The organism is Rahnella sp. BCC 1045, assembly GCF_019049615.1.
Classification (GTDB): domain Bacteria; phylum Pseudomonadota; class Gammaproteobacteria; order Enterobacterales; family Enterobacteriaceae; genus Rahnella; species Rahnella contaminans.
Window position 1 is genome coordinate 56,175 of sequence record NZ_JAFMOZ010000130.1, and the last position, 25,449, is coordinate 81,623.

A 25,449-nucleotide genomic window follows, 5' to 3' on the forward strand; every position below is an offset into this window, starting at 1 on the left:
GCGAAGTTATGTCTACTAAGATGCGCCCGGAGAGGCCTTTCCGAATAATCCGAACTGCCGGATGATCAGGTTCAACTTTTCATCTGCACATTCGGTTCTACAAGGCTTTCAATGCAAAATAAAAATTCACTCCTGCTGCTGACACTTTCCGTCGCCGTCTTCAGCGTCATCACCACGGAAATTGGCATCATCGGATTGTTGCCGAAACTCATCGAACAACTCCACGTCACCGCCACGCAGGTCGGTTTTCTGGTCAGCATTTACGCCGTAATTGTCGCCGTCACCGGCCCGTTTATTACCCTGCTGCTGTCGGGTTTTAACAAAAAAAACGTGCTGCTTTCGATTCTCTTCGTCTTCGTGGTTTCCAACCTGATTTACGCCACTACAGAGGTCTTCAATATGATGCTGGTCTTCCGCATTCTTCCGGCACTCACACATGCGGTGTTCTTTGCGGTCGCACTGGTGGTCGCCACGCAGGCCGTGCCGAAAGAAAAAAGTGCCGGCGCGGCGGCGAAAGTGTTTGCCGGTGTGGCAATCGGGCTGGTGCTCGGCGTGCCGTTAAGCTCGCTGATCGCGGAACATTTATCGCTGGCCGATGCGTTCTACTTTGCGGCGATTTCCTGTGCCCTCGCGTTCGTCGGGATCCTCTTCTTCGTCCCTTCTATGCCTGCCACGGCCAAAGTGTCCTTTGCCAGTCAGGTGAGCGTGCTGCGTAACGGCAAACTGTGGCTGACCATCGTCACGGTCACGATGATTTTCGCGGCGATGTTCTCGAGTTTCAGCTACGTGGCGGATTACCTGTCACGCGTCACGCACCTTAACAGCAACATGATCACGGCGATGCTTATCGCCTTTGGCGTCTGCGGATTCGCCGGGAACTTTGTGTTCAGCAGCTTCCTGCAAAAAAACGCCAACAAAACCACGCATCTTTATCCGGTGGTGTACGCCCTGATCTTCATCCTGGTCTGGCTGGCCGGTGATTCCCTGCTTGCCATGTGCGCACTGATGGTTTTCTGGGGCGCATTCCACTCTTCAGGGCTGGTGGTCAGCCAGACATGGCTGATGCGCGAAGCCAGCCAGGCGCCGGAATTCGCCAACAGTCTGTACATGTCATTTTCAAATCTGGGCATCACCGTCGGTTCACTGGCGGGCGGCTGGTTTATCGCCGAATTCGGTACGCGTTCAGTGGTGCTAAGCAGCATCATTTTCGCCGCCGCCGCGTGGCTCAGTATTTACATCAAACAGCGCGTGGATGCCGGTGACCGCGCCTGCCGGACACACAGAACTGAACACGCGGGGGGAAATCACATGATCTAACCGCGTGGTGATGGCACCAACGACCCGTTCTATGAAGAAAAAGCGTAAGCCTTGTCAGTCGAGCTGGCCATCCTCCGCGGCTTTGATCAGCGTATCCACCACAAAGCGGATTTTCGGTAACAGCTGACGGCTTTTCGGCCACAAGGCGCTGACAGGCATTTCGCCCCCGGAATGGCCTGTCAGCACCTCTTTCAGTTCCCCGCTTGCCAGATATTTTCCCACCAGCCACAGCGGCAACTGCGACAACCCGCAACCGGCCAGCACACCTGCCAGCATCGCGTCGCCGTCGGCAAATTCGTACGTCGCGGGCGGCGTATAGCGGCTCACTTCGCCGCGCGCGTTGCGCAGGATCCAGAATTTTGGCTGGTTGCGCCGCACGCCCACTACACAGCGGTGCTGACTGAGTTCTTCCGGTTCATGCAGTTCACCGTACTGCGCGAGATACTCCGGCGCGGCGCAGATCACCAGTTTTTGCGTAGTCAGACGGCGTGCTATCAGTCCGCTGCTGTCGGTCAGTTCGCCGATACGCACCACCAGATCGATGCCTTCTTCAATGGGATCGATAAACCGTTCGCTGAACGTAATTGTCATTTCCAGCTCAGGGTATTGCCGGATAACGGCCAGCAGGTGCGGCATGATCCGCTGCCGCCCGAATGCCGCCGGTAAATCCACCCGCAACCGGCCGGAAGGTTTCGCGGTATGCGACATCAGTTCCGCTTCCGCCTGTTCGAGAATTTCAATCGCGTTCTGGCTGCTTTGCAGATAACGCTCACCGTCCGGCGTCAGGCTGAGCCGCCGCGTCGAGCGCTGAAAAAGTTGCAGCCCGAGCCGTGCCTCGAGACGCCCGACGCTTTTCGCCACCGCCGATTTCGTCAGCCCCAGCCGTTCCGCCGCCGCGGTAAAACTCCCGCACTGCGCCGTGGTGACAAACGCCGTGATACCCCCCAGATGATCTGTTTTGCGCATTACTCTGCTTCCCGCTCATCAAAAGCAGCCTGAGCCTGAATGACATCGGCGGAATGATTCAGCGTCCAGGCATACAATGCCTGAAAAGGCGCTTCCAGAGTGCGCCCCAGCGGCGTAATGCTGTATTCGACAGCTATTTGTGAGGAAGGGATAACGCGGCGGGCAACAATGCCATTACGTTCAAGACGGCGCAGGCTTTGCGTTAACGATTTTTGAGTGATTCCGTCCAGACAACGTCTGATTTCATTGAAACGCAGCGGCTTAGCACAGAGCACGGTGAGGATCAGAACAGCCCATTTATCGGTGATCTGATCCAGCAGTAAACGGTTTGAAGCACTGCGACAACTCACTTGCGTAACTGCCTTTGGCACGGCATTACCCGACATAGGGTTTCCTCATATAGACCAGATGAATAAAAGGTGCCTGAATGATACTAAGTATCCATTATATACTATAAAGCCTTTTTTAAGAGGCGTCATTTATGCCGTCCGGCGACCAGAATGAAACCATGGCTACGCTCGCCGTCACGGAATCCCTTTAATGCCATGACAAAATAACCAAACCCTATTTCCCGGCGGCAGATTTGCTGTCGGGCTGAACGCAACCCTGAGCAAAAACTGGAGCGCCACGGCTAAAGTGAATACACTCGTCGCCAGTGACGCGAGCAATGAAGTTCATGCGTAACTGGGCGGTGAGTATAAGTTTTAATTAGCAAAACTTAAAAATCATGCTCGCGTTCCGCAAAGCCCCGGCCCTCTCAACAGCCGGGGCTTTTTTGTGTGCTGAATGCTTATTTACTCATAACGCTTAATTCATCGTCTGTGACGACTCCCCGCCCCATCCGCCCCCCAGCGCCTTATACAACCGGACCAGCGCGAGCGACACGCTGGCATCGCTGACCACCAGCGTCTGCCGCGCCGCGATCAGTTCCTTTTGCATCACCAGCACATTGAGAAAGTCCGTCGCGCCTGCAACATATTGTTTTGATGCAGCGTCCAGCGCCGCACTGTCATTATCCACGCGAATTTTCAGCTGGCTGCGCTGCCGCTGCCCGGTGTCGTAATCCACCATCGCGTCATCCACTTCGTGCCAGGCCTTTAATACCGTGTTCTGAAAATGCAGGCTGGCTTCCTGTTGCTGCGCTTTTTTCAACGCTAACTGACCGCGCAGACGCCCGCCTTCAAATATTGGCAACGTCAGGCCGGGGCCGAAACTGTAAAGCTGAGATCCCCAGTTTCCCAGCTGGCTGAACTGCATCGCCTGTATCCCGACATTGCCGCTCAGGGTGATGCGCGGATAAAAATCAGCCGTGGCGACGCCAATGTCTGCCGTTGCGGCATGCAGCTGTGCCTCAGCGGCGCGGATATCAGGCCGCCGCTGCGCCAGCTCAGACGGCAACCCGACCGGCACTTCCGGCGGCGTCAGCGGCAACGGTCTGGCGCCGCGAAGCCGCTGCGTTAATGCCCCCGGTTCCTTACCCAGCAGATAACTCAGCGCGTTGATAAGATGTGCTTCCTGCTGTTCCAGTACCGGCAGGGTGGACCCGACAGCCGCCACCTGCGCCTGCGCCTGCGCCACTTCCAGCTGCGTCGCCACGCCGTCTGCCATTCTGATGCCTGTCAGTTTCAGGCTGTGACGGGCGATATCCAGATCCTGCAAGGCGTTTTCACGCTGTAACTGCACGCTGCGCAGCCGGAAATAATCGCTGGCCGTTTCAGCCTGAATGCCGGTCAGCACCGCGCGGCGTAAATCCTCACTGACTTCAACGCGCGCACCGGCGGATTCCCGCGCGCGACGCAGCCGCCCCCACATATCGACCTCCCACGAAACCCCGACGCCAGGTTGCCAGACGCTGTAGGCTTCCTTGCCTCCCAGCCCTGAAATATCCTGCAAACCGTTCTGACTATTTCGGGCGCGCTGATACGACGCCGATCCGGTGACGGACGGCAAACTTTCCCCCGTCACCACGCTGTTTTCCGCCTGCGCCTGCAACAGCCGCGCGCCCGCCGCCTGAATATCCAGATTTCCCTGCGCAGATTCTGCGATTAACGCGGTCAGCGTATCGTCGTGGAAAATATTCCACCAGTGTGGATCAAGCCCCTGTTCTACGACGTGACTTACCGCCTTTCCCTGCGGCCACGTCGGCGGACTTTTCACAACCGGCGCATTAAAATCAGGCCCCACCATGCAGCCGCTCAGCAGTAAAACGCTCAATGTTAACCCTGCGTTTTTCATTGATCCGCTCCTGGCGTGCCGGTGTGAATGGTCGCTTCTACCGCCATGCCCACCAGCAGCCGTGCGGCCTGTTTCTGCCCGGCCTCGATTTCAATTTTTACCGGGATACGCTGGACCACTTTAGTAAAATTACCGGTGGCGTTATCGGGCGTAATCGCCGAAAACGTCACGCCGGTCGCCGGTGCAAAGCTGTTGACCACGCCGTGCAGCAGGGTTCCGCCCAGACTGTCCACGCTGATATCCACCCGCTGCCCCGGCCTGACATGTTCAAGCTGCGTTTCCTGAAAATTCCCCACCACGTAGGCGTTATTGAGCGGCACTACAGCCAGCAGCGGCGTGCCCGGCGTGACATACGCACCTTCCCGCGCCACGCGCTGCCCGACCCAGCCCGCAACCGGAGCAACAATGTGCGTATAGGATAAATTCAGCTTCGCCGTCTCCTGCACGGCCTGCGCCCGTTCCAGTTCTCCTTTTGCGCGCTGACATTCCGTCTGCAATACCACGGTTTTGGCTCTGGCGGCGTTCAGCGTGGCGTTATCCCGCGCCACATTCGCCTGTGCGGTATCGATGCGCGAACGAGCCAGCTGCGCGTTTTGTTTACTGCCAGCCCCTTGCGCGGCCAGATCGCGATAACGCGCCAAATCCGCTTTGGCAAAAACGTAACTGGCCTGGCTGGCCGCCAGTGTGGCGGCTGCCTGCGCGATCATCGACTGCTGCTGCATCAGGCTGGCTTTGGCATTATCGACCGCCGCCTGCTGCACGTTCACACTGGCCACCGCCGCATTCAGTTCCGCACGCAGATCCCGGTCATCGATTTCCACCAGCGTTTGCCCCTGCTCCACATACTCATTGTCTTTCACCGCCACCTTCTCAATCTGGCCGGTAATACGCGGCGTCACCACGGTGTAATCTGCCCGGATAAACGCATCATTGGTGCGCTGATCGGCCTTATCCGCCAGCAGCCAGAAGTAAATCATCCCCGCCACCAGCAGGATGACCACGCCGGAAACCGCCACGGCATTTTTTTTAAATCGCATGATCAAATTCATGTTCAAACCTTAAGAAATTGAAGGGCTGGCAAGCGGACGCGGTGGATAAACGCGCGTTGCCATTAACGGAATAAAGAGGATCAGAATGACGGTCAGCACGACCATGACCTGATAAACATCAGCAGACGCCAGCACCACGGCCTGCACGTGGATTTGCTCCGCCAGCGCTGAAAGGCTTTCGCTGCCGGAGTGAGAAAACGACAGCCCCTGCCCGCTGTTTCCCCACTGATTCACCAGCGTGTTGGAGTGAAAATGCTCGCGCGCGGTGCTCAGCCCTTCGAGCACGCCGGTTCCGGCCACCGCCGCCATACCTTTCACGGTGTTAAACCAGGCCGAGGCAAATGGCCCTTCGGCGGGCGGTAAACCGTTGGTGGCCAGCAGAAGCAGCGGGATCACCGCCATCGGCTGCCCGAGGATTTGCAGCATTTGCAGGCCGTAAAAATTATTGCGGATCCAGTCCGACGTCATCGCACTGCCGAGGTAACAGGTCACCGCGATCAGCCCCAGCCCGCAGGCCAGCACCCAGCGGCAATCGACCCGGCGGATATTGCACAGCGCCGAGACCAGCGGCAGCGCCGCCAGTTGCCCGAGCGCGACATAAAGTGCCAGCGGAGCCGTCTGCACAGGCCGGTAACCGCGGATTTCCGCCAGATATCCGGCCGGAACCCCCGGTACTGCCACCAGGATCACCAGCACGCCGCCCAGCGTAATCAGCGAGAAGGTGAGATTGCGCCGCGCGAGTTGCTGCACTTTGAAAAATGGCAGCGGATGAAACCACTCGTTGACCATAAACAGCGTCAGGGTCGTCAGCCCCAGCAACAACATCCGGCAGATGAACGGCGAATCCAGCCAGCCCAGCCGCGTGCCTTGTTCCAGCACCACCACCAGCGAGGTGATAGCCGGTAAACCGAGCAGCAGCCCCACGCCGTTGAACTGCGCAAAACGTTCAAGCCGCAGCGGGTCTTGCGGAATGCCCCAGTGCACGGCGGCAATCGCCAGCAGACAAAGTGGAATGATTTGCCAGAACACCATTTGCCAGCCGGTGTATTCCGTCCATAACGCCGCCAGCGGGATGCCGAGATTCGGCCCGAACGTGGCTGTCAGCGCATACGCGCCCAGACCATAAAGCTTGATCCCCGGCGGTAAAAACCGCAGCGCGGCGCTCATCAGCATCGGCGGCAGGCAGCCGCCAAACAGCCCCTGCACCGTCCGCAGGACATAAAGCACGGGCAGATTGGGCGCAAACGGGCAAAGCACGCCCGCCACCATGAAAGCGGCGGTGACGCCGAGGGTGAAACGCCGCAATGACAGCGTGGCCGAAAACCAGGGCGCAAACGCCATGGCCGCCACCTGCGCCGCTTCATACAACGTGGTGAGCCAGCTCCCTTCGTCATAGCTGATAGACAGCACGCCGCGCACGTCGGTCATCGCAATATCGGTGACGTGTTCGTTTAATCCGGCCACCAGCGAGGCCAGCAAAATGCCCGTCAGCCCCGTCATGATGCGCAGGTCAAACGTCGCCGCTGGCGGCATAGCTTTAGGTTGCGCAAGTGTTTGCATTACTTATCCCTTCCAGATGATCAGGGGCTCAGTCTAGAAAGTTGGCGCAGCGGGAGGAATTGCGATGTTTGCAGCCGAGGCGTGCGTCTGGCGCACGTGACAGGTGCATACAGAGGCATTTATTTACCAGGGCGGGTTACCCAAGATAGGGTCTTTATCATTCACAGAAAGGATACGCGATGTTCACCAATATTCTCGTGGCGCTCGACGGGTCGCCGCAATCGCTGGCGGTCATTGAACTAGGCCGGAAAATCAGTGCCGGAAAACCGGCCAATCTGCATATTTTATGCGTGGTTGACGGGGCGTATTTGCTGCCCGGCGTACATCATTTCTTAGCGGAAAACCCCGCAAATAACGAAGCCAGCGACGGGCTGGTTTACCCCCCGGCAAATCACGAATATCACGAGGCGCGGCGCATCGTGAGCCACGCCGTGACGGAACTGACGGCAGACAACCGCCACGTCAGCGGGCTGATTGTCGGCGGGGAACCAACGGAGGTGATTATCCGGGAAGCGGCCAGACTGAAGGTGGACTTAATCGTGATGGGACACCGGCATTTATCCTCGCTGCAACGCTGGGTCGAACACTCCATCGTGAAAGAAGTGATCGACCTCGCAGCCTGTCCGGTGCTGGTGGAAAATCAGGAAACGGAGCCGTCGTGCTGACACGGATCACGCGCTAGCGGAATGGATACATAAATCATGAATGGTGCGCCGCAGCCACTGATGGGCGGGATCATTCTGGAACCGCGGATGCCAGGCCTGAACGATAGGAATGGCATCCAGCTCCACCGGCAGCGGGAAGGCGCGCGTTCTGATCCCCATCGTTTTTACCGCCTGCACGACATGTTCCGGCAACGATAAAATCAGATCGGAATTCCCCAGCGAAAACACGCCGGAATGGAACGTCGGCACCACCAGCGAAATGTGGCGCACGAGGCCCAGTTCTGCGAGCCGCTTATCGATAGGCCCGCGCGCGCGTCCACGCCGGGATACGCTGATCTGCTCATAACGGGTGAATGATTCCGGGGTGATTTCATGGTCGAAAATCGGATGGTCTTCACGCGCCAGCCCCATAAAATGCGTGGAAAACAGTGATTGTACGTGAATATCATCTCCCAGCGGACGCATCGCGCTGATGTAAAGATCGACCTTGCCGTCGCGCAGACTGTCTTCGTCGCTGCCATTTTCCGGGGTAAAGCGTAAACCGACGTTATGCGCCTCCTGCCGTAAACGGCTGAGCAGGATCCCGCCGAACGCGCTGATAAAAACGTCGTTGGCGTGCAGCGTAAACGTGCGTTCCAGCTGCGATAAATCCACAACCGACTGCGGCTGCAACAGCCGGACGGCCTCGCCCATTATCTGATGTACTTCTTCCCTGAGGGCCAGCGCCCGCGGGGTTGGCACCATTTTTCGCCCGGCCTTGACCAGGATCGGATCGCCAAGCTGATGACGGATACGGGTCAGCGTCCGGCTCATCGCGGGCGCGCTTAAATTCATTCTGCGCGCCGCACCAATCACCGAGCCTTCGTCCAGCAGGGCATCAAGAGCAATAATCAGATTTAAATCAGGGGTTTTCATCATCATTCATATTGGAAACAAGCCGTTCCATAACATAGCCAGAAAGGCGCTGGCCGCAAAGTGAAAAACGTAAAAGCATTATAAAGACGCCGTGCGGCCTGATAACTGACTTTCAATCACCCGAGCCGTGCGTGGCACGCAATCGCCATTAACCTCAGGAGGAGATGAAAATCTCCGGGTGCCGTCAGGCAGCGTTAGCCGGAAGCCCCGGATCTTACTTTTAGTCTTTGCCCTTGCCGAAATACGTTCCGCTGTACGGAACGGGCAGGTAATCGTGAAAGAGTTGTCGGAGGGTTTGCTCAGGTTCTATATCGGCGAAAAGATCCGGATACAGCGTTTTCGCCATAAACTCGGTGGCCGCAACGTGCCACGGGCTAAGGTAAAAATTCTGCCATATCACCGCCGTGTGGCCGTTATGCAGGGCTTTCAGCGTGCGCAATCCGTTCTGCTGCGCGGTTAATTGCGCCAGACTTTGCTGAACCATTTCGGGGGAAATGGCCGGACCGAGTTTCAGATCGTCTTTGTCGTTAACGTCGCCCGCACCGGTCGCGATGTAAAATTCCGGCTGCGCCATGATCACGTATTCTTCATTCAGACGACCAAATACTCCGCCGACGGTTTTACTGGCAATGTTGTCGCCACCGGCAAACGTCAGCAATTCGCCGAGACTGCCTTTCACCGCTGTCACACAGCATTCATTGCGGCGCCCCAGATGCAGCTGGAGCAACACCGTGGGTTTGGGGCCCTGGTAGGCTGCCAGCCGGTCGTGTATCACCTGCATATGCGAGCGATAAAACTGCGTGAACGCCTTCGCGCGCTCAGTCTGGTTAAACACTTCACCGAGAATCTCCACGCTGCGGGCAGTATTTTTCAGCAGATGGACACGCAGATCGATTCTCACCACCGGAATGTGCGCCGCTTTCAGCATCCGGAGCAGCCGTAAATCCGCATCGTCGTAGCGCGCCAGGCTCGGCAAAATCACCACGTCAGGTTTCAGCGCCAGCACTTTCTCAGGGTTCATTTCATCAGGCCCGCCGCCGCCCAGCACCGGAATTTTCAGCATCTGCGGGAATTTTTGCGTAAATATCGTCCAGGTCTGGCTGTCATACCGCTTTAAATCCAGCGGCCAGCCGACAATGCGTTTCACCGGATCGCCGGTTTCGAGCATTGCCAGCGTATACAACATCCGGCTTTCGCCCAGCACAATACGCTGCGGATTATCGGGGATTTCAACCTGATTCCCGTCGATATCCGTTACCGTTCGCGCCTGCACCGCCACGCTCATCACCGCACTCAGCAGCACCAGCGCGATAAGCGCCGGTCTGAAAAATACGGGCACGCGCAGCGCGCCCTTTTGACTATCACGATCAGAATTCAACACTGGCCTGTACCATCAGATTACGGGTTTCGCCTTCACGCACGCGCAGATTGCCGCCGCTGGAGGTGTAATAGTGTTTGTTAAACAGGTTGTTGAGGTTAAGTTTCAACTGCGTTTTCTCGCCGAACAGCGGGTTGTTCCACGCGATAAAACTGTCGGCCACCACATAGTCCGGCATCGTGAAACTGTTCTCCGGATCGCCTGCCCGCGTGCCGACATAACGCGCCCCGCCGCCCACGCGGAAATCCCCCGGAATGCCGCTGAACGTCAGATTATGGCTCAGATACAACGCGCCGGAATGGCGTGGCGCATTTTGCAGGCGGTTGCCGTTATTGGCGGAGTTCACGCCGTCATTCACAATTTCGGCATTGTCATAACTGTAATTGGCGCTCACATCCCAGTCCGGCAGCACTTCGCCATTCAGTTCAAATTCAGCGCCGGTGGAACGCGCTTTATCAATCGCCCGCGTTGTGCCGTTAATGCTGAGCGACATGTCGCGTTCGTCAATCCGGTACAGTGCCACGCTGGCAAACAGGCGCGGGGAAATCTGCCATTTGCTGCCCACTTCCCAGTTGGTGCCCTGCTCCGGTTTACCGACATTGCCGTCATCATCCACGTCGGTTGACGGCGTAAAGGATTTGCTGACACTGCTGTAAAGCGAAACATCTGGCGTCAGTTTGTAGATAAGCCCGGCCTGCGGCAGGAATTTGTTGCCTTCACTGTCGAGCGTCTGAACCACCGGATCAAAGCCTTTCGACGCGCGCTGTTCGTAATGCTGATAACGCCCGCCGACCACGGCAATCCAGTCCGACGTCAGCGAAATGCTGTCTTTGGCATAGACCGAACGGCTGTGAATACGGTTCAGGTTATTGCCGTTGGCGGTGTTTTCCGTGGTGCTGTCAGTGACCGGCGAGAGGATGTCGTATTGCGGATCAAAGTAATTGAAGCTGCTGTTCGCCTTGCCCTGATACTGGTGTGCGCGATAGGTCTGATTCATCTCATAATCCGTGCCCAGCACGATATCGTGATTCATCCCCAGAATATCCTGAGAGCCCAGCAAGTCCCACGAAACGTATTTGGTTTTGTGGTTAAAGCCGCGGTTGGCGTCGGCGCGCCGCGTCACTGCGCCGGTGGTCGTGTTGACCGCCGTCACCCTGACTTCATCATTGTTGTAGCGGCGCTGGTTCCAGCCGAGGGTCAGGCGGGTGCTCCAGTCATCGCTGAACTGCCAGTCATAATGGGCGTTCAGCGTTTTATTATGGCCCCAGGCGCGGTTTGCTTTGTCGTCCAGACGGTCTTTATAGTTGATATCAATCGGTTTGCCGTTGATAAATGCCGTGCCGCGATCGTAAGGAATGTCGTAGCGGTAATCGGAATAGCTGATCAGGAAGCTGGATTTTTCGCCATACCATTGCAACGACGGCGCAACCAGCGTGTGTTTATCGCTGCCAAAATTGCGCCAGTAATCCTGATTTTGTTTTTCCGCAATCAGGCGGAATGCAAAACCGTTGCCGAGCGGGCCGGTGACGTCAATCGTGCCCGCGCCGCCACCTTCGCTGGAGGAACGCCCGCTGATTTTGGTGTGCCAGTCGTATTGCGGTTTTTTGCTGACGACGTTGATCACGCCGCCCGGATTCTGAATACCGTACAGCAGCGATGCCGAGCCTTTCAGCACTTCGACGCGCTCGGTGGTAGCATCAAAATTCAGCCCCTGACTGCTGCGCACGCCGTCGCGGTAAATCGAACCGTCGGAGTTCGAACCAAATCCGCGGCGGACAAACCCGTCCTCAGTGCCCGCCAGCGTATTGCCTTCGGTGACGCCGCTGACAAAACGCATCGCGTCCGACAAACTGGAAGCCTGATAATCCTCCAATTGTTGCTGCATCACTACGCTGACCGACTGCGCTTCATTGAGCCGCGAAGTCGGCGTTTTGCTGGCCACGGAAGTCTCGCTGGCGCTGTAACCCTGCCCGTCTGTTTCCTGTCCGGACACCGTGAGCGTATTGCTGTCCCACGCAGAATAACTGATCCCCGGTGTCAGCAACGCGACACCATAAATAGCGGCCATAATTGCCGGATGGCAATTCCGTTTAAAAGAAACCGTCCTGTTATTATTCATTTCATTACGCCTGATGTTTTTTATTTTATTATTTCCGTAAATTCATTCCGGATATTTTAAGAAACCACCCGATTTCGCAGGGAACTATTCCCGCAACTTCCCCATGGGTTATTTCCTGCACGTTCACCGGGTCAAAAAAAACCGCTGTAATGCAATTGATAATCATTCCAACATGTGAAAACGTAGTAGTAAATGAACAATTTCATGTCTCTACTACATTAATCGTTAAAAAAACTCACACAGTTACCGGGTTGAAAAAAAACATAACGAACTGATTTAAAATAATTAAACTTCAAAAACACCTTCCACAACTTGAACCCTTTCGCCCTGAATCTTGTGAATTGAACCGTTTTCATAGCGGACAAATCACTACATTTGATAAGATAAAATTCCTCTCAGAAGCACTGACGCTTACCCATACACTTTTAAAGCAAAGGGATCGGGTTCATTCCATGGCCGCCACTCCGTTAAAAAAACGTATTGATGTATTTGGTGAACGTTATCGTGCGCGGGCACCCGCACTTTCACCACGCTTACAGGCCGTGGTGAGATATATCTATGACAATCGTGAGACTGTTCTGGAATCCACGGCATTAGAAATTGCTGCCGCAACGGAAACCTCGGATGCCACCGTGATCCGCGCAATTCAGGCATTAGGGTTTGCCGGTTTGCGTGATATGAAAAAAACGCTGGAAGCGTGGCTCGGCACGGCGATTAATTCAGAAGAAAAGATGATCACGACGGTCAGCGAGCTGGCCTGCGATATTAATTCCGGTATCGATTTCGTTCTCGATGGCCATAAACGTGCGTGCGATACGCTTTCGGAACCCGGCAACCGGCAGGCGATGTCTGAAGCCGTCGCGTTGCTGATTGGCGCGCGTCAGGTGGGGCTTTTTGGCATTAATGCCTCGGGAATTCTGGCGGATTACAGCGCGCGGCTTTTCAACCGCATTGGCATTCAGGCCGTTTCGCTTAACCGTTCCGGCGTCGCGCTGGCGGAACAGCTGATCAGCCTGCAACGTGGCGATGTGCTGATTATGATGGCGCAAAAAAACGCGCACAAAGAAGGAACGACCACGGTTCGCGAGGCAAAACGTCTGGGGATCCCGATCATTTTGCTGACGCACGCCACGGAATCTTTCTTCGCCAAAGAAGCGACCCTCGTGATCAACGTGCCACGCGGCGGCGAAAATGGCCGGATGCCGCTGCATGGCACCGTGCTGGTTTGTCTGGAAATGCTGATATTATCGGTCGCATCCGCCACATCCTCCCGCACGGTCAAAACCATGACCCGCATTCAGGATTTATACCGGACACTGAAACCGTCAAACAAGAAGTGAGACGTTATGATCTGCGTTTTTGGCCATCTCAACCCGGGCAGTGACACTATTTGCAGCGCGCTGGTCACCGCCGCCTGGCTTAACGAGTAGAAAGGCCTTCACCACGGTGAAGGCCTTGTGTTTCGGACGATAGCAGCAACGGCAAATCAGGTGCGGATTTGCGCCCACCACAGCCGCGCTTTCATTCCCCAGTAAGAAGTCCAGCCGGTCGTTGTGGCAATCACCTGCCCTTTATCAATGACAACGAACGTCGGGGTGACGCCAATATCCCACTGTGCCGACAAATCGCCGCGGGCATCGTTAACCACCGGCATGTGAATGCCCTTTCCGCGCAGATAACGCTCCAGCGTGGCGTTATCCCCTGAACGCAATGCCACGGTCAGGACGTTCTCCCCTTCTTCTGCCAGCCGGGAAACTGAAGGTGTGGTCATTTTGCAGACGCCGCACCACGTCGCCCAGAAATAAACCAGCAGCGGGCGCTGCTGACTTTGTTGGCTGAGCGTCACGGACTGATTGCTGAGGGTCTGCAACGGCTGGCTGCCAAAACTGGCCGGTGCCTGCGGCGCGCGCAGAAAATCCATTCCCAGCATCACGACCAAAATCAGCCCGACGAAAATCGCCCCTTCGCGCACCCAGCGTTTAAGCCTGATCATGTTTTGCCTTCGCCAGTTGTTCCTTCACGACTTTCTGCAAATCCTCCCGGGAGATGGCACCCGCAATCAGCTGATCGCCAATGATCGTCGCAGGCGTTCCCTGAATGCCCAATACCTCGGCGATTTCCACATTGGTTTTCAGTTCAAGATAACTGGCGGGCGTCACGCGAATGGGTTCCAGTCCGGCATATTTCACCGCCCCGAGCGCACTGGCTTCATCATGCTGCCCTTTTTTAGACATCAGCCGCTGGTGTACCACCAGAAACTTTTCCGGATGCTGCTCCCAGACCGTCATCGCCGCACGACCGGCAATAATGGAGCTCGCGCCGCGAAAAGGCAGCAGTTTAATCACCACTTTGATATCTGGATTTTCTTTCGCGACTTTTTCCAGCATCGGATCAAACTGCTTGCAGTAAGGACAGTTGTAATCGGTGAAGGACACAATGGTCAGCCGGGGATTTTTCGCGCCAAACCACGGCGAGGCCGGGTTGTTAAACAGCGTATCTTCCGGCGTCATCGCCAGAACCACCGGAGAAATCACCATCATCATAATCAGCATTAACGTTTTCATTATCGGGCTCCACGGGCATCTTCCAGCCCCTGTAATACGGCGTCACGGGTAAGCAACGGCGATAAGATTTCACCGGCAGGATTGTGCGGACCATAAATTTGATTAAACGGCACGGCGACGCTGCCGCGTTTTTGCAGGAAGTCATCGATCGGTTTTGACGGCAACGTCCAGTCACCGCGCAGGGCCACAACGTCGTTTTCCGTCAGGGCTTTCTGCACATCGTCGCGCATCAGTACGTTGTATTTGTTGGCTTTACAGGTCACACACCAGTCGGCGGTAACATCCACAAAGACCACTTTTTTTGCCGCCAGCGCGGTCTGAATCGCCTCTTCGGACAAGGGTTGCCAGGCAATATCATCGCGCAGTGGCTTCCCGCCTGTGCCTGAAAAGTGCGAGGCCATGACGATCACGGCACCGGCCAGAAGCGCGCCCGCCCCCGCAGTTAACGCCGAATTACGTAAGCCATAGCGGCGCAGGGAGAAGGCGAACAGCATCACCAGCAAGACACCCGCCAGCACGGCGACCGTCAGCGCAGAGAAATGGTTTTGCATCAGGCTGAGCAACCAGAGACAGGCCGACAGCATCAGCGCGCCGAGGAAAAGCCGCAGCCTTAGCATCCAGCGCCCCGGCCGCGGCAGACACATCGCCAGCCCCGGCCACAGGGCAATCATCAGCCACGGCAGACTCATGCCGATGCCCAGCATCAGGAACAGCCCCCACAGAACCGGCAGCGGTGCGGCCAGCGCGAACGCCACCGCCGTGCCGAGAAACGGCGCGGAACAGGGCGTCGCCAGCAGCGTGGCAAAAGCGCCTTCAGCGAAGTGTCCGCTGAGACCGGAACGCTGATGCGTCGCCAGACGGGTGGTCATCTTTGAGGGCAGATTAATTTCAAACAACCCCAGCAGATTGGCGGTAAATACGGCCGTGACCAGCACCATCAGCCCGATAAACCACGGACTCTGAAACTGAATGCCCCAGCCCAGCGTCTGATGGGTGTAACGGAGCAGCGTCATCAGCAGCGCCAGCGCCAGAAACGAGGTGATAATCCCGCCCGATGACGCCAGAAACTGCACGCGAATGCTTTTCCGGTTGCGCTGTTCCACCTGCAAAATACTGCCGAGTTTCATGCCCAGCACCGGCAGAACGCAGGGCATAAGATTGAGAATGAAACCACCGGCCAGTGCCATCAGCGCCACCTGCCAGAGTGCGACCGCGCCCGGCGCGCCGGCAGAAAGCGGGATCACTTTCAGGTAATTTTGCTGCGCCAGACCATTTTCCGACAACACGATACTCAGCGTTTTGCCCGTGATATCCGCCGCCTTATCGCCCCATTCGTCGGTCACGGGCAGCGTGAACCGCGCCAGTTGCCCGTCCACTTTCACCACCGGCTTGCCCAGCGAACTGCCTTCCAGCGTGTCGGTAAACACTTGCGGATTTTGCCAGCCCTGCCCGCGGTGAGCGGTGATCTGCAATACGCCGGGGCGATATCCCGCCGTCACGCTGTCTGTCAGCCCTTCAGCTATCGGCACTTTACCCATTGCCGCGGCGAACTCGCGTGCGAATTCTGCGCTGTCCGTACTGGAACGGAGATCCAGACTGAAAGGATAGTCGGTGAGAATGCACACGTTGCTGCACACCGGCAGTGTCAGCGTTCCGGCAATTGTGCCCGGCACTTCACCGCTGAGGATGACGGGCAGCGTGACTTCATCGTGATAGCCCTGGGTGGTGATGCCCGCGACATCAAAACGTGCGGGCGTCGGCCAGTACCCTGTAGCCTGTTGCGCCGTGACCGGTTTTTGCCATTCGACTGACGGCGCAATACCGCCTTCCCCCGGCGAACGCCAGTAGGTTTTCCAGCCTTTTTCGAGGCTGACAGAAATCAGCAACCGGGTTTCTTCTTCAGAAGAATCGGCAGGCTGCGCCTGTAAGCGCACTTTCGCGTGGGTATTTTGCGGGCTTTGCAGCCAGCCGGTGTCGGCAGCATATCCGGTATGCAGCCAGAGCATCAGTAAGCAGCCAGCGGCCGCCCTGAATAAATTTCGCATCGATTTTCTCCAAAAATAAAAAAGTCACATCCTGATGAAAAACAGGCGTGTTTTATTCCCGGAGTTTTTATTCCCGAAATACACAGAGCCGCAAATGCACCCGCAGGCGCGGCACGGGGACGGCCTCCGGCACAAGCAGGCGGATCGCCGCCAGATTGCCGCGTGACAAAAAGGCCAGCAGCAGGCTCAGCGCCAGAAACGCAAATTCTAAGAGGAGAGGAGGAACAGAAAGCAGCGATTTGCTGCTGAGCTCGCAGGGAGCGGGAATTTTAGCGATTTCAGAAGTCGTGGATGACGCCTGCGCCGTCGCCGTTTCCTGATGCACGATTGCGGACAGCGCATTCAGCCCGGCGATGCGCTGCGTCATACACGTCAGTATGACCAGACAGGCCAGGCAAAAATAGAGCAGTGCTGAACGCCGTTGTTTATTCACATTTCCCTCGCAAGCAGGCCGCCATTCTAACGGCCACTCAAACATTCACAAGATGTATGAATCATGAATTACAAGAATTTACGCTCAATAATCTGCGCTGCGTGACTCGTTTAGCCGTCAGGCACGTGCCACCGGGACATCGCTCAGACGGGTGGTCCATGCAGGGGATAACATCTCGCGCTTCATCTGCCAGTCCCGCGAGATCCCCTGCCCGGCGAACCACAGCGTCCCTTTTCCTTTATCATTGATTTCATCGAAAAGCGTCATCAGCGCATCGCTGTTGGCACGCGGCGCGCGCTCATCAAATAAGTGCAACTGGGACACGCCCTGACTGAAAAAATCCCCCAGCATTACGCCTGCTTTCTGATACCGGTGCCCTTCTTTCCAGACATCATCCAGACACTTTGTTGCAGCGAAGATAATGTCGCGGGTGTCCTGAGTGGGCGTAATCAGCCGGGTACTCGCCAGATTTCCATAGTAAATCTCCCCTTCCGCGAACGGGCTGGTTTTGACAAAGACGGAAATCTGCCGGCAAAACTGATGCTCTGCGCGCAGCTTTTCAGAAGCCCGCGTGGCGTAATAACAGATGGCTTCACGCATTTCCTGATACGCCGTCACCCGCGTGCCGAAAGACCGCGAGCAAACAATTTCCTGTTTGGCGGGCGCAAATTCGTCAAAGCCTAAACAAGGTTCGCCGCGCAGCTCGCGCACGGTGCGTTCCATCACTACATTAAAATTCTTCCGGATAAACCACAGGTCGCATTCGGCAAGCTGGAGCGCCGTTTTAATCCCGGCGTCATTCAGTTTTTTCGATATCCGCCGCCCCACGCCCCAGACCTCTTCGACCGGTACATACGACATCAGCTTTTTCTGACGAACCGGATCAGAGAGATCGATAACGCCCTGACTTTTTGTCCATTTTTTTGCTGCGAAATTGGCGAGTTTTGCCAGCGTTTTCGTCGGCGCAATGCCGACGCCAAGGGTCAGCCGCGTATGTTGTTTCACCGTGTCCCTGATTTCCTTGCCGAAGCTTTCTAAATCGAGATCCCCCGGCAACCGGCTGAGATCGAGAAAGGCCTCATCGATGCTATAGATTTCGATTTTCGGACATAACGCGCCCAGCGTCTCCATCACCCTGTGGCTCATATCGCCGTAAAGTTCGTAATTGCTGCTGAAAACCACCACGTTATGTTGCTGAAAAAGTGCCCTTTGTTTGAAGTACGGCGCGCCCATTTTGATTTTGAGCTTCTTCGCTTCCGCCGAAAGCGCAATCACGCAGCCATCATTATTGGACAACACTACGACCGGTTTGCCTTGCAGGTCAGGGCGCCAGGCGACTTCACAACTGGCGTAGAACGAGTTCACATCAGCGAGTGCGTACATTGCGATGCATCGTGCTGATAACGGTGGTGACAACGCCGACAATCTCGACTTGCCGGTCTTCATTCAGCGGAATAGGCGCGTAGGACGGGTTTTCAGCCCGCAGATGAGGATACGGATGGAGCATCAGTCGTTTCACCGTAAATTCTCCGTCCAGACTGGCGACAACGATATCGTTGTGAGCCGGTTTCAGGCTGAAATCGACCAGCAACATTGAGCCATCGATGATCGCCGCGTCCCGCATGGAATCGCCGGAGACTTTAAGCACATAGGTAGAAGAAGGATGCGCAATCAGGTGCGCCACCAGATCGATACCCTTCTCCACATAGTCCGCCGCCGGGCTGGGGAAACCCGCTGCAATAGGGTTTAAATACAACGGGATATCCGTTTTTTGCTGCCGTGCGGCGATTTTGTAAAGCATCATGAGTGGAGTTCCTGCAAACATACTGTATTTATATACAGTATAGTTAATCAGGTGCTCAGATCAATGGCTGCCAGCACAGATCAGCAGGCCCCGCGCCGCCTGCGCGACTATCGTGTTGATCTCGCAGAGAAGAAATTTTGGCGATTTTAAATGCGTCAGATTGAATTTCCGCAAGCGGCCGCCCTCACCTTCTCCCGCTGCATAATCAGGCTCAGCGCAGCCGGAAGCAGCGTAAGCGTGACGAAAGTGGCGACAATTAACCCGCCGATAATCGCGTAAGCCATCGGCCCCCAAAATACCTGTTCGGCGATCGGCAGCATCCCCAGTATTGCCGCGCAGGCCGTCAGCAATATAGGTCTTGAACGGTGCCCGGCGGCGGCCTTGATGGCGTCATCACGGCCCATCCCGGCGATAACGTTATTATCCACTTCGCTGATCAGGATCACCGCGTTGCGGATAATCATTCCCGCCAGCGCGATAACCCCCAGCAGGGCGACAAAACCCATCGGCGTGCCGGTGGGCAACATCGCCAGCACAATGCCGATAAGGCCGAACGGAGCCATGAATAAGGCCAGTAGCATGCGCGAAAAACGCTGCAACTGGATCATCAGCAGGATCAGCATCACGCACAACGTGACCGGCAGCACGGCATACACCGAACCGTTGCCTTTATCTGACTCCGCCACTACGCCGCCCTCCTCGATTTTATATCCGGAAGGCATCGCCGCACGGATACGCGAAACCCGCGGCGCGAGTTGCTGCGATACGGTTTCAGCATGCAGCCCCGGTGCTAAATCCGTCTGAACGGTAATGAACGGCAGCCGCTGGCGACGCCACACAACCGGATCGTCAATCCCCCAGACCGGTGTCGCGACCTGACTTATCGGGATTTTTTGCCCCGTTGCGGTGGTGATCATCAGGCCCGACAGCGTGGTGATATCCTGACGCTCGCGGTTGTTCGCCCGCAGAACAACATCAATCAGCCGGTTTTTATCCCGGACGGTGGTGACGACGCTGCCTGACCAGACGGTGTTAAGCAAAGCCGCAAGACTTTCCGAAGAAACGCCTGCCGCACGCGCTGCCGTCTGATTCACCCGCAGCGTTATTACCCGCTCGGGCTCTCCGGCGGTCAGATTCACTTCGCGCGTAACCGGAACCTCACCCAGCGTGGCAGCGAGATGTTGGGCGATCTGTCTGACCTTCGCATAGTCCGGGCCGCTGACGCGATATTTTACCGGCCATCCGACCGGCGGGCCGAGTTCCAGCGGGGAAACGCGCGTGGTGATGTCGCTGAAATCACGGGCTAAAATGGCCTCAAGCTGTGCGCGAAGCTTGTCACGGTCTTCCAGATTTTTGGCGACAATGACCAGCTGCGCCGTATTCTCGTTATCCAGTAACACATCCATCGGCAGATAAAAGCGCGCAGCCCCCGATCCGACATAATCCGAATAGTGATCGACATTCCGGTTACCTTGCAGCGCACGTTCCAGGCGTTCAGTTTGCTGCGCGGTTTCTGTCCAGGAAGCATTCGCGGGAAGCGTGAGACTCACCAGTAATTCCGGCCGGTCGGAGGCGGGGAAGAATTCCCCCTGCATAAACGTCGTCGCATACATCGCCATCGCCAGCAACAGACAGGCAATACTCAGCGTGCCCCACCGGTGAAGCAGCACATAATTCAGCAGACGCAGGTAGAAACGCATTAACCGGCCACACTTTTCACCGTGCGATGCAAGCTTTGCGGGTAAAATCCACGTCCCGATCAGCGGCGAAAAAAGAATGGCGACCACCCAGGAACACAGCAACGCGATAAGCACCACGGCGAACAGGGAGTAACAATATTCACCGGCGCTTGAGGCCGCGAAGCCCACCGGAATAAAACCGGCAATCATCACCAGTGTGCCGGTAAGCATCGGGAATGCCGTCGTTTCAAAAGCGTAGGTGGCGGCGCGCCAGGCCGAATCTCCCGCCTCGATACGCGACACCATCGCTTCAACGGTGATCATCGCGTCATCCACCAGTAACCCGAGCGCAATGATCAGCGCGCCCAGAGAAATGCGCTGTAACCCGATTCCCGCCAGCATCATGCCGATGAACGTCATGGCCAGAACCACCGGAATGGCCGCCGCCACAACCAGCCCGGCGCGGGTGCCGAGTGAAACAAAAGAGACGGCTAATACAATGAAAACGGATTCAATCAGCACCCGGATAAAGCTACTGACGGCCTGTGAAACCACCGCTGACTGATCGGCCACTTTGACCATTTCAATGCCGTGCGGGAGGCGCGTGCGGATGTCCGCCATCCGGTCATTGAGCGCTTTGCCAAAGGACAGCATATTCCCGGCGGAAGCCATAGAAATCGCCAGCCCGATAGCGGGTTGCCCGTTAACACGAAATTCGGGTGCAGGCGGCTCGGCATCCTGACGGCTTATCGTCGCGATATCCGTCAGCGGAATGTAGCGCCCGGCGATGTGCAGCGTCACCGCCTGCAAACTTTGCTCAGACGTCAGGGAGCCGCTTACGCGCAGGGCGATATTTTCACGATCGCTGCGCAAAACACCCGCAGGTTCGACCGCATTTTGCGCTTTCAGGGCGTCGGTGACCTGCTGCAAATCAATGCCCATCCCGGCGAGCTGCGCGGGCGAAAACGCAATCACAATGTTTTCTTCCTGAATGCCCAGCAGGCGGGTTTTGCCGATGTCCGGCAGCGACATCAGGCTGCGGCTGATATCTTCCACGCGGTCGCGCAGTTCACGCGGCGAGTAACCCTCAGCGGTAAACCCATAAATCGTGCCAAACGTATCATCGAACTCATCGTTGACCGACGGCCCCTGCACGCCTGCGGGCAGCGACGGGGCGATATCCTGCATTTTTTTACGCACCTGATACCAGATGCCTGCAACCTCTGCGGGCGGCGTATCATCACGCAAGTTAACGAAAATCACCGATTGCCCGGCGCGGGTCTCGCTCTCAACGAAATCAAGATACTGGATTTCCTGAAGTTTTTTCTCCAGCGTATCCGTGATCAGATTGACCGTATCCGTCACGCTGGCACCCGGCCAGCTTGCAGAGACTACCGCCGTTTTAATGGTAAACGCCGGATCCTCGTTGCGCGGCAGTTGCTCATAACTGAAGACACCGGCGGCCATGAGCAGAAGCATAAAAAAGGCGATCAGCGGCTGATGTGCCAGCGCCCAGGCGGAGAGATTGAACCGGTGTACGGGAGTGGACGGCTTCATTCGCTGCCTTCCCCCAGCGTCACTTTTTCGCCATTGCGCAGTTTACTCACACCGGCAATCGCGACCGTTTCGCCGGGACTCAGGCCAGCCGAAATAAAGATTTCTTTGGTGCTGTAACGCGCTAAAACCACCGGTTGCAGGTGCAACGTCAGCGTTTTGGTATTCACGATAAAAATGGCGGGCTGGCCACCGGCGCGGGTCAGCGCCGACGCAGGCAGTGCGATCGCCGCCTGGCCTGAAGCAGGGAGAATGAGCTGAATGCTGGCCCCCAGCGCCATGGCGGGCGGCGGGTTATCGAGCGTGATACGAACACGCCATGTCCGGGTTTGCGGGTCGGCCTGCGGGCTGATATCCCGTAAATGCCCCGGCGCGATCACTGAAGAGCCGGACAGTAACGAAACGCTAAAAACAGCGCCCGCCTGTGCCGGAATCGCCTGCGGATCGGCGACATCAAACACCGCATCACGCCCGCCGCCCGAGGCCAGCGTCACAATCTGTTGTCCGGCGCTGACCACCTGCCCGACCGAGGCGCTGACCTGCGTCACGACGCCGTCTGCCGGTGCGGTCAGTTGTGCCCAGGAGAGATTTTCACGTGCGTTTTTCAGCGCATCTTCACTGCTCTGACGCCGCGCGCGTGCCGCCTGCCAGTCGGATTGTGCGCTATCCAGCTGCGTGCGGGCGATAGCACCGCCCGGCATCAGCAGCTTCATGCGACGGAGATTCAGCGCAGCCAGCTGTTCCGCGGCGCGGGCGCTGTCCAGATCGGCCTGCGCGCTGTTGAGCTGGTTGCGGCGGGTGGCACTTTCCTGCGTCGCGACAATCTGCCCGGCCGCCACACGATCACCGACATCGACCTGACGGGTGAGGATCCTGCCGTCCAGCCGGAAACCCAGCGCCACCTCTTCGCGGGCGCGGATTTCACCTGTCTGGATAACCGTGCCGGAGGCTGAAGGAAGCGGCGCAATCACCACGCGCACCGGCCTTGCGGGTACTACGGGCTGACGGGATTTATCGCCACACCCCGCCAGCACGACGACAACTATCAGCAGACAGGCGGCGGGAAGAAAGGGCAGCAGACGTCCAGCAGCACATAAATGGCGCACGCCGTGGCGGGCATAATCCGTAAAAGTAGCGGTCATGACAGACTTCCTGAATTGAGATACCGCTATTCAATCCGCTCACTGTCCAGATTCCCGCGATATTTCATCAAGGAACCGTCAAGAACCGCTTATTTATTTTCCCGCTTCCGGCTGAGGCAAACTGACCGTGATAACCAGCCCGCCCTGTTCTTTCAGCAAAGCCCGGATGCCGCCGCCATGGGCTTCACATATCGCACGGGCAATGGATAGCCCCAGCCCGCTGCCCCCGGAGTGCCGGGCGCGGGAAGATTCTGCCCGGCTGAAGCGTTCAAACATTACCGGCAGAAAACCCGCATCGACACCCGGCCCGTGATCCCGAAACGCAATCTCCACGCCGCCTTCACTGTGCGAAATTGCAATATCCAGCCGGTGGCCTTCCTGTGCATAACGCAGCGCATTTTCCATCAGAATAGTGAAGACCTGCCCGAGACGGAACGGATCCCCGACATAAGGACAGGGGATATCGGGCGTCACGGTGATGTCAAAACCGGCTTCCGCTAACTGCGGCCTGAGCCAGGCCACGCGCTCGCGCAGCAGTTCAGCCAGATCCAGAGATGTTTTATGAAGATTCAGCTGACCGGCATCCGCCAGCGAAAGCAAATGCAGTTCGTCAATCAGCCGGTTCAGATGCAAAAGCTGTTTCATGACCATCTGTAACTGACGCGGCTCCGGCTGAAATACGCCATCAAGCATCCCCTGCAACCGCCCTACCGCCGCCGTCAGCGGCGAACGCAGCTCGTGCGCCATCGCGACATGCGACGCCCGCAGTTCCCGCTCATAGCGGGAAAGTTGCAGCATCATGGCGTTGAAATCATCGGTAAACTGGATAAGTTCAGACGGGGCATTTTTCACCGCTTCAGCCCGTGTATTGAAATCCCCTTTTGTGACCGAACGGGCCACCTGCGCCAGACGGCTGAACTGCGACGAAAGCGGGCGCGCGGCTTTTAAACCCAAAAGCGCGATAAAAGGGATCACCACGACCACCAGAATGCCGACCATCATCCAGTCGGCAGAAGCAATCGAAGGATCCGAATAGCGCACGCCCCAGCCCTGATCCACAATCTCATGAAACCGCGCCAGATTAAGCTCAGGGTTACTGCGCAGCACCTCAAATTCAGCCCGCATTGCCGGGGACATGTGGTGCAACACCCAAACATTTTCGATGACAAAGCGCAGCCACATGCACAGCGCAATCAGGATCACGCTGCCGATTGCCAGCGTCAGGATACGGACACAAATCCAGCGCCAGAGGGACTGATAATGTGGGCCACTCATGGTTGCCTGAACCGGTAACCGACGCCACGCACGTTGACCAGCACGTTGACGATCCCCGCAGATTCCAGCTTTTTACGCAGGTTATAAACGTGCGTATCAACGACCCTTTCCAGCGCCTCGCTTTCCGGCAGGCAATGTTCAAGCAGATATTGCCGCGAGAACGGACGCGTCGGAGCGCGCATTAATGTGCTCAGCACACCGAACTCTGTTGGTGTTAAATCCATATAGCGCAGTTCACCCGAGGCTGCCCGGACAGCGGCGGTGAGGGCATCGGTATCAACATCAAGTCCCTGCCAGCACAACACGGAAGACACGGCCTCTGAGCCGGAAATCACCCGCCGGAGTACGGCCTGCACCCGCGCCACCACTTCGCCAGGGTTGTAGGGTTTGACAACATAATCATCAGCCCCGAAACGCAGCGCACCAATTTTGTCAGGCATATCGCCCATTGCCGTCACCATGATCACCGGAACGCGGCTTTCGCGGCGGATTGACGCCAGAACGTCCGTCCCTCTTATCCCCGGCAACATCACATCCAGCAGAATAAGATCAGGCTTCCACCGCTGCGCATTCTCCAGCCCGGATAGCCCGTCTCCCGCAATCTGCACCTCATAACCTTCACGTTTCAAATACGCATCAAGAACATCCGCCGCATCGACGTCGTCTTCAATGATCAGGATCCGTTTTGTTTGCATGTCTGCCGCCTTGACTGTTTCTTCATAAATCCCAGACAGTTTATTGACACTGCC

General features: G+C 56.8%; 21 protein-coding genes. 3 read left to right on the forward strand and 18 right to left on the reverse strand.

Annotated features, from left to right (window positions below; translation table 11 throughout):
- Nucleotides 1-111 precede the first annotated feature (111 nt).
- Nucleotides 112-1,317, forward strand: coding sequence for an MFS transporter (locus J1782_RS14825; RefSeq protein ID WP_217153412.1), 1,206 nt, complete (start codon nt 112-114; stop codon nt 1,315-1,317).
- Between the two features lie 54 nt (nt 1,318-1,371).
- On the opposite strand, the gene J1782_RS14830 is transcribed toward J1782_RS14825, so the two are convergent.
- The 5 genes from J1782_RS14830 to J1782_RS14850 form a co-directional block, all read right to left on the reverse strand.
- Nucleotides 1,372-2,283 (reverse strand): LysR family transcriptional regulator, encoded by a 912-nt coding sequence (locus J1782_RS14830; RefSeq protein ID WP_165060261.1) that lies wholly within the window; start codon nt 2,281-2,283, stop codon nt 1,372-1,374.
- A complete protein-coding gene (locus tag J1782_RS14835) occupies nt 2,283-2,669 on the reverse strand; it encodes a helix-turn-helix domain-containing protein (RefSeq protein WP_165060259.1) in 387 nt (128 codons plus the stop codon). The genes J1782_RS14830 and J1782_RS14835 overlap by 1 nt, the downstream gene beginning before the upstream one ends.
- Before the next feature lie 421 nt (nt 2,670-3,090).
- On the reverse strand, nt 3,091-4,518 hold the full coding sequence (locus tag J1782_RS14840) for an efflux transporter outer membrane subunit (RefSeq protein WP_217153413.1): 1,428 nt from the start codon (nt 4,516-4,518) through the stop codon (nt 3,091-3,093).
- A complete protein-coding gene (locus J1782_RS14845) occupies nt 4,515-5,555 on the reverse strand; it encodes an HlyD family secretion protein (protein WP_165060254.1) in 1,041 nt (346 codons plus the stop codon). The genes J1782_RS14840 and J1782_RS14845 overlap by 4 nt, the downstream gene beginning before the upstream one ends.
- Before the next feature lie 21 nt (nt 5,556-5,576).
- Nucleotides 5,577-7,127, reverse strand: coding sequence for an MFS transporter (locus J1782_RS14850; protein ID WP_217153414.1), 1,551 nt, complete (start codon nt 7,125-7,127; stop codon nt 5,577-5,579).
- Nucleotides 7,128-7,306: 179 nt separating this feature from the next.
- Between J1782_RS14850 and J1782_RS14855 the strand changes: the two genes are divergently transcribed.
- Nucleotides 7,307-7,792, forward strand: coding sequence for a universal stress protein (locus J1782_RS14855; RefSeq protein WP_152323822.1), 486 nt, complete (start codon nt 7,307-7,309; stop codon nt 7,790-7,792).
- A 6-nt stretch (nt 7,793-7,798) separates the two neighbouring features.
- Here J1782_RS14855 and J1782_RS14860 read toward each other — a convergent pair whose 3' ends face one another.
- The 3 genes from J1782_RS14860 to J1782_RS14870 all read right to left on the reverse strand — a co-directional run bounded on the left by J1782_RS14860 (nt 7,799) and on the right by J1782_RS14870 (nt 12,204).
- The gene (locus tag J1782_RS14860; RefSeq protein WP_307803460.1) at nt 7,799-8,713 is read right to left on the reverse strand and encodes a LysR family transcriptional regulator; all 915 of its coding nucleotides are present in this window, start codon (nt 8,711-8,713) and stop codon (nt 7,799-7,801) included.
- A gap of 214 nt (nt 8,714-8,927) precedes the next feature.
- Nucleotides 8,928-9,992: an ABC transporter substrate-binding protein gene (locus J1782_RS14865; RefSeq protein WP_217153448.1), complete on the reverse strand. Its 1,065-nt coding sequence runs from the start codon at nt 9,990-9,992 to the stop codon at nt 8,928-8,930.
- A gap of 82 nt (nt 9,993-10,074) precedes the next feature.
- Nucleotides 10,075-12,204 (reverse strand): TonB-dependent siderophore receptor, encoded by a 2,130-nt coding sequence (locus J1782_RS14870; RefSeq protein WP_217153415.1) that lies wholly within the window; start codon nt 12,202-12,204, stop codon nt 10,075-10,077.
- 452 nt (nt 12,205-12,656) lie between these two features.
- Here J1782_RS14870 and J1782_RS14875 point away from each other — a divergent pair, with 452 nt between their 5' ends.
- Nucleotides 12,657-13,544 (forward strand): MurR/RpiR family transcriptional regulator, encoded by an 888-nt coding sequence (locus J1782_RS14875; RefSeq protein ID WP_217153416.1) that lies wholly within the window; start codon nt 12,657-12,659, stop codon nt 13,542-13,544.
- A 146-nt stretch (nt 13,545-13,690) separates the two neighbouring features.
- Here J1782_RS14875 and J1782_RS14880 read toward each other — a convergent pair whose 3' ends face one another.
- The 10 genes from J1782_RS14880 to J1782_RS14925 all read right to left on the reverse strand — a co-directional run bounded on the left by J1782_RS14880 (nt 13,691) and on the right by J1782_RS14925 (nt 25,395).
- Nucleotides 13,691-14,197, reverse strand: coding sequence for a protein disulfide oxidoreductase (locus J1782_RS14880; protein ID WP_217153417.1), 507 nt, complete (start codon nt 14,195-14,197; stop codon nt 13,691-13,693).
- A complete protein-coding gene (locus tag J1782_RS14885) occupies nt 14,184-14,768 on the reverse strand; it encodes a DsbA family protein (RefSeq protein WP_217153418.1) in 585 nt (194 codons plus the stop codon). The genes J1782_RS14880 and J1782_RS14885 overlap by 14 nt, the downstream gene beginning before the upstream one ends.
- Entirely contained in the window at nt 14,768-16,813 is a 2,046-nt protein-coding gene (locus J1782_RS14890) for a protein-disulfide reductase DsbD (protein WP_217153419.1), read from the reverse strand. The genes J1782_RS14885 and J1782_RS14890 overlap by 1 nt, the downstream gene beginning before the upstream one ends.
- A gap of 67 nt (nt 16,814-16,880) precedes the next feature.
- The gene (locus J1782_RS14895) at nt 16,881-17,246 is read right to left on the reverse strand and encodes a copper resistance protein (protein WP_152323816.1); all 366 of its coding nucleotides are present in this window, start codon (nt 17,244-17,246) and stop codon (nt 16,881-16,883) included.
- 117 nt (nt 17,247-17,363) lie between these two features.
- Entirely contained in the window at nt 17,364-18,629 is a 1,266-nt protein-coding gene (umuC, locus tag J1782_RS14900) for a translesion error-prone DNA polymerase V subunit UmuC (protein ID WP_217153420.1), read from the reverse strand.
- The gene (umuD, locus tag J1782_RS14905) at nt 18,613-19,050 is read right to left on the reverse strand and encodes a translesion error-prone DNA polymerase V autoproteolytic subunit (protein ID WP_152323814.1); all 438 of its coding nucleotides are present in this window, start codon (nt 19,048-19,050) and stop codon (nt 18,613-18,615) included. Before umuD ends, umuC begins: the two co-directional genes overlap by 17 nt.
- A gap of 155 nt (nt 19,051-19,205) precedes the next feature.
- The gene (locus tag J1782_RS14910) at nt 19,206-22,286 is read right to left on the reverse strand and encodes an efflux RND transporter permease subunit (RefSeq protein ID WP_217153421.1); all 3,081 of its coding nucleotides are present in this window, start codon (nt 22,284-22,286) and stop codon (nt 19,206-19,208) included.
- On the reverse strand, nt 22,283-23,425 hold the full coding sequence (locus J1782_RS14915; RefSeq protein ID WP_217153422.1) for an efflux RND transporter periplasmic adaptor subunit: 1,143 nt from the start codon (nt 23,423-23,425) through the stop codon (nt 22,283-22,285). The genes J1782_RS14910 and J1782_RS14915 overlap by 4 nt, the downstream gene beginning before the upstream one ends.
- A gap of 93 nt (nt 23,426-23,518) precedes the next feature.
- Nucleotides 23,519-24,700, reverse strand: coding sequence for a cell wall metabolism sensor histidine kinase WalK (locus J1782_RS14920; RefSeq protein WP_217153423.1), 1,182 nt, complete (start codon nt 24,698-24,700; stop codon nt 23,519-23,521).
- Nucleotides 24,697-25,395, reverse strand: a complete 699-nt coding sequence (locus tag J1782_RS14925; RefSeq protein WP_217153424.1) for a response regulator — start codon at nt 25,393-25,395, stop codon at nt 24,697-24,699. The genes J1782_RS14920 and J1782_RS14925 overlap by 4 nt, the downstream gene beginning before the upstream one ends.
- Nucleotides 25,396-25,449 lie beyond the last annotated feature (54 nt).

Coding starts and splice junctions, on each gene's coding strand:
- J1782_RS14825 (WP_217153412.1), top strand. CDS start 112: ATGCAAAATAAAAATTCACTCCTGCTGCTGACACTTTCCGTCGCCGTC.
- J1782_RS14830 (WP_165060261.1), bottom strand. CDS start 2,283: ATGCGCAAAACAGATCATCTGGGGGGTATCACGGCGTTTGTCACCACG.
- J1782_RS14835 (WP_165060259.1), bottom strand. CDS start 2,669: ATGTCGGGTAATGCCGTGCCAAAGGCAGTTACGCAAGTGAGTTGTCGC.
- J1782_RS14840 (WP_217153413.1), bottom strand. CDS start 4,518: ATGAAAAACGCAGGGTTAACATTGAGCGTTTTACTGCTGAGCGGCTGC.
- J1782_RS14845 (WP_165060254.1), bottom strand. CDS start 5,555: ATGCGATTTAAAAAAAATGCCGTGGCGGTTTCCGGCGTGGTCATCCTG.
- J1782_RS14850 (WP_217153414.1), bottom strand. CDS start 7,127: ATGCAAACACTTGCGCAACCTAAAGCTATGCCGCCAGCGGCGACGTTT.
- J1782_RS14855 (WP_152323822.1), top strand. CDS start 7,307: ATGTTCACCAATATTCTCGTGGCGCTCGACGGGTCGCCGCAATCGCTG.
- J1782_RS14860 (WP_307803460.1), bottom strand. CDS start 8,713: ATGATGATGAAAACCCCTGATTTAAATCTGATTATTGCTCTTGATGCC.
- J1782_RS14865 (WP_217153448.1), bottom strand. CDS start 9,992: ATGAGCGTGGCGGTGCAGGCGCGAACGGTAACGGATATCGACGGGAAT.
- J1782_RS14870 (WP_217153415.1), bottom strand. CDS start 12,204: ATGAATAATAACAGGACGGTTTCTTTTAAACGGAATTGCCATCCGGCA.
- J1782_RS14875 (WP_217153416.1), top strand. CDS start 12,657: ATGGCCGCCACTCCGTTAAAAAAACGTATTGATGTATTTGGTGAACGT.
- J1782_RS14880 (WP_217153417.1), bottom strand. CDS start 14,197: ATGATCAGGCTTAAACGCTGGGTGCGCGAAGGGGCGATTTTCGTCGGG.
- J1782_RS14885 (WP_217153418.1), bottom strand. CDS start 14,768: ATGAAAACGTTAATGCTGATTATGATGATGGTGATTTCTCCGGTGGTT.
- J1782_RS14890 (WP_217153419.1), bottom strand. CDS start 16,813: ATGCGAAATTTATTCAGGGCGGCCGCTGGCTGCTTACTGATGCTCTGG.
- umuC (WP_217153420.1), bottom strand. CDS start 18,629: ATGTACGCACTCGCTGATGTGAACTCGTTCTACGCCAGTTGTGAAGTC.
- umuD (WP_152323814.1), bottom strand. CDS start 19,050: ATGATGCTTTACAAAATCGCCGCACGGCAGCAAAAAACGGATATCCCG.
- J1782_RS14910 (WP_217153421.1), bottom strand. CDS start 22,286: ATGAAGCCGTCCACTCCCGTACACCGGTTCAATCTCTCCGCCTGGGCG.
- J1782_RS14915 (WP_217153422.1), bottom strand. CDS start 23,425: ATGACCGCTACTTTTACGGATTATGCCCGCCACGGCGTGCGCCATTTA.
- J1782_RS14920 (WP_217153423.1), bottom strand. CDS start 24,700: ATGAGTGGCCCACATTATCAGTCCCTCTGGCGCTGGATTTGTGTCCGT.
- J1782_RS14925 (WP_217153424.1), bottom strand. CDS start 25,395: ATGCAAACAAAACGGATCCTGATCATTGAAGACGACGTCGATGCGGCG.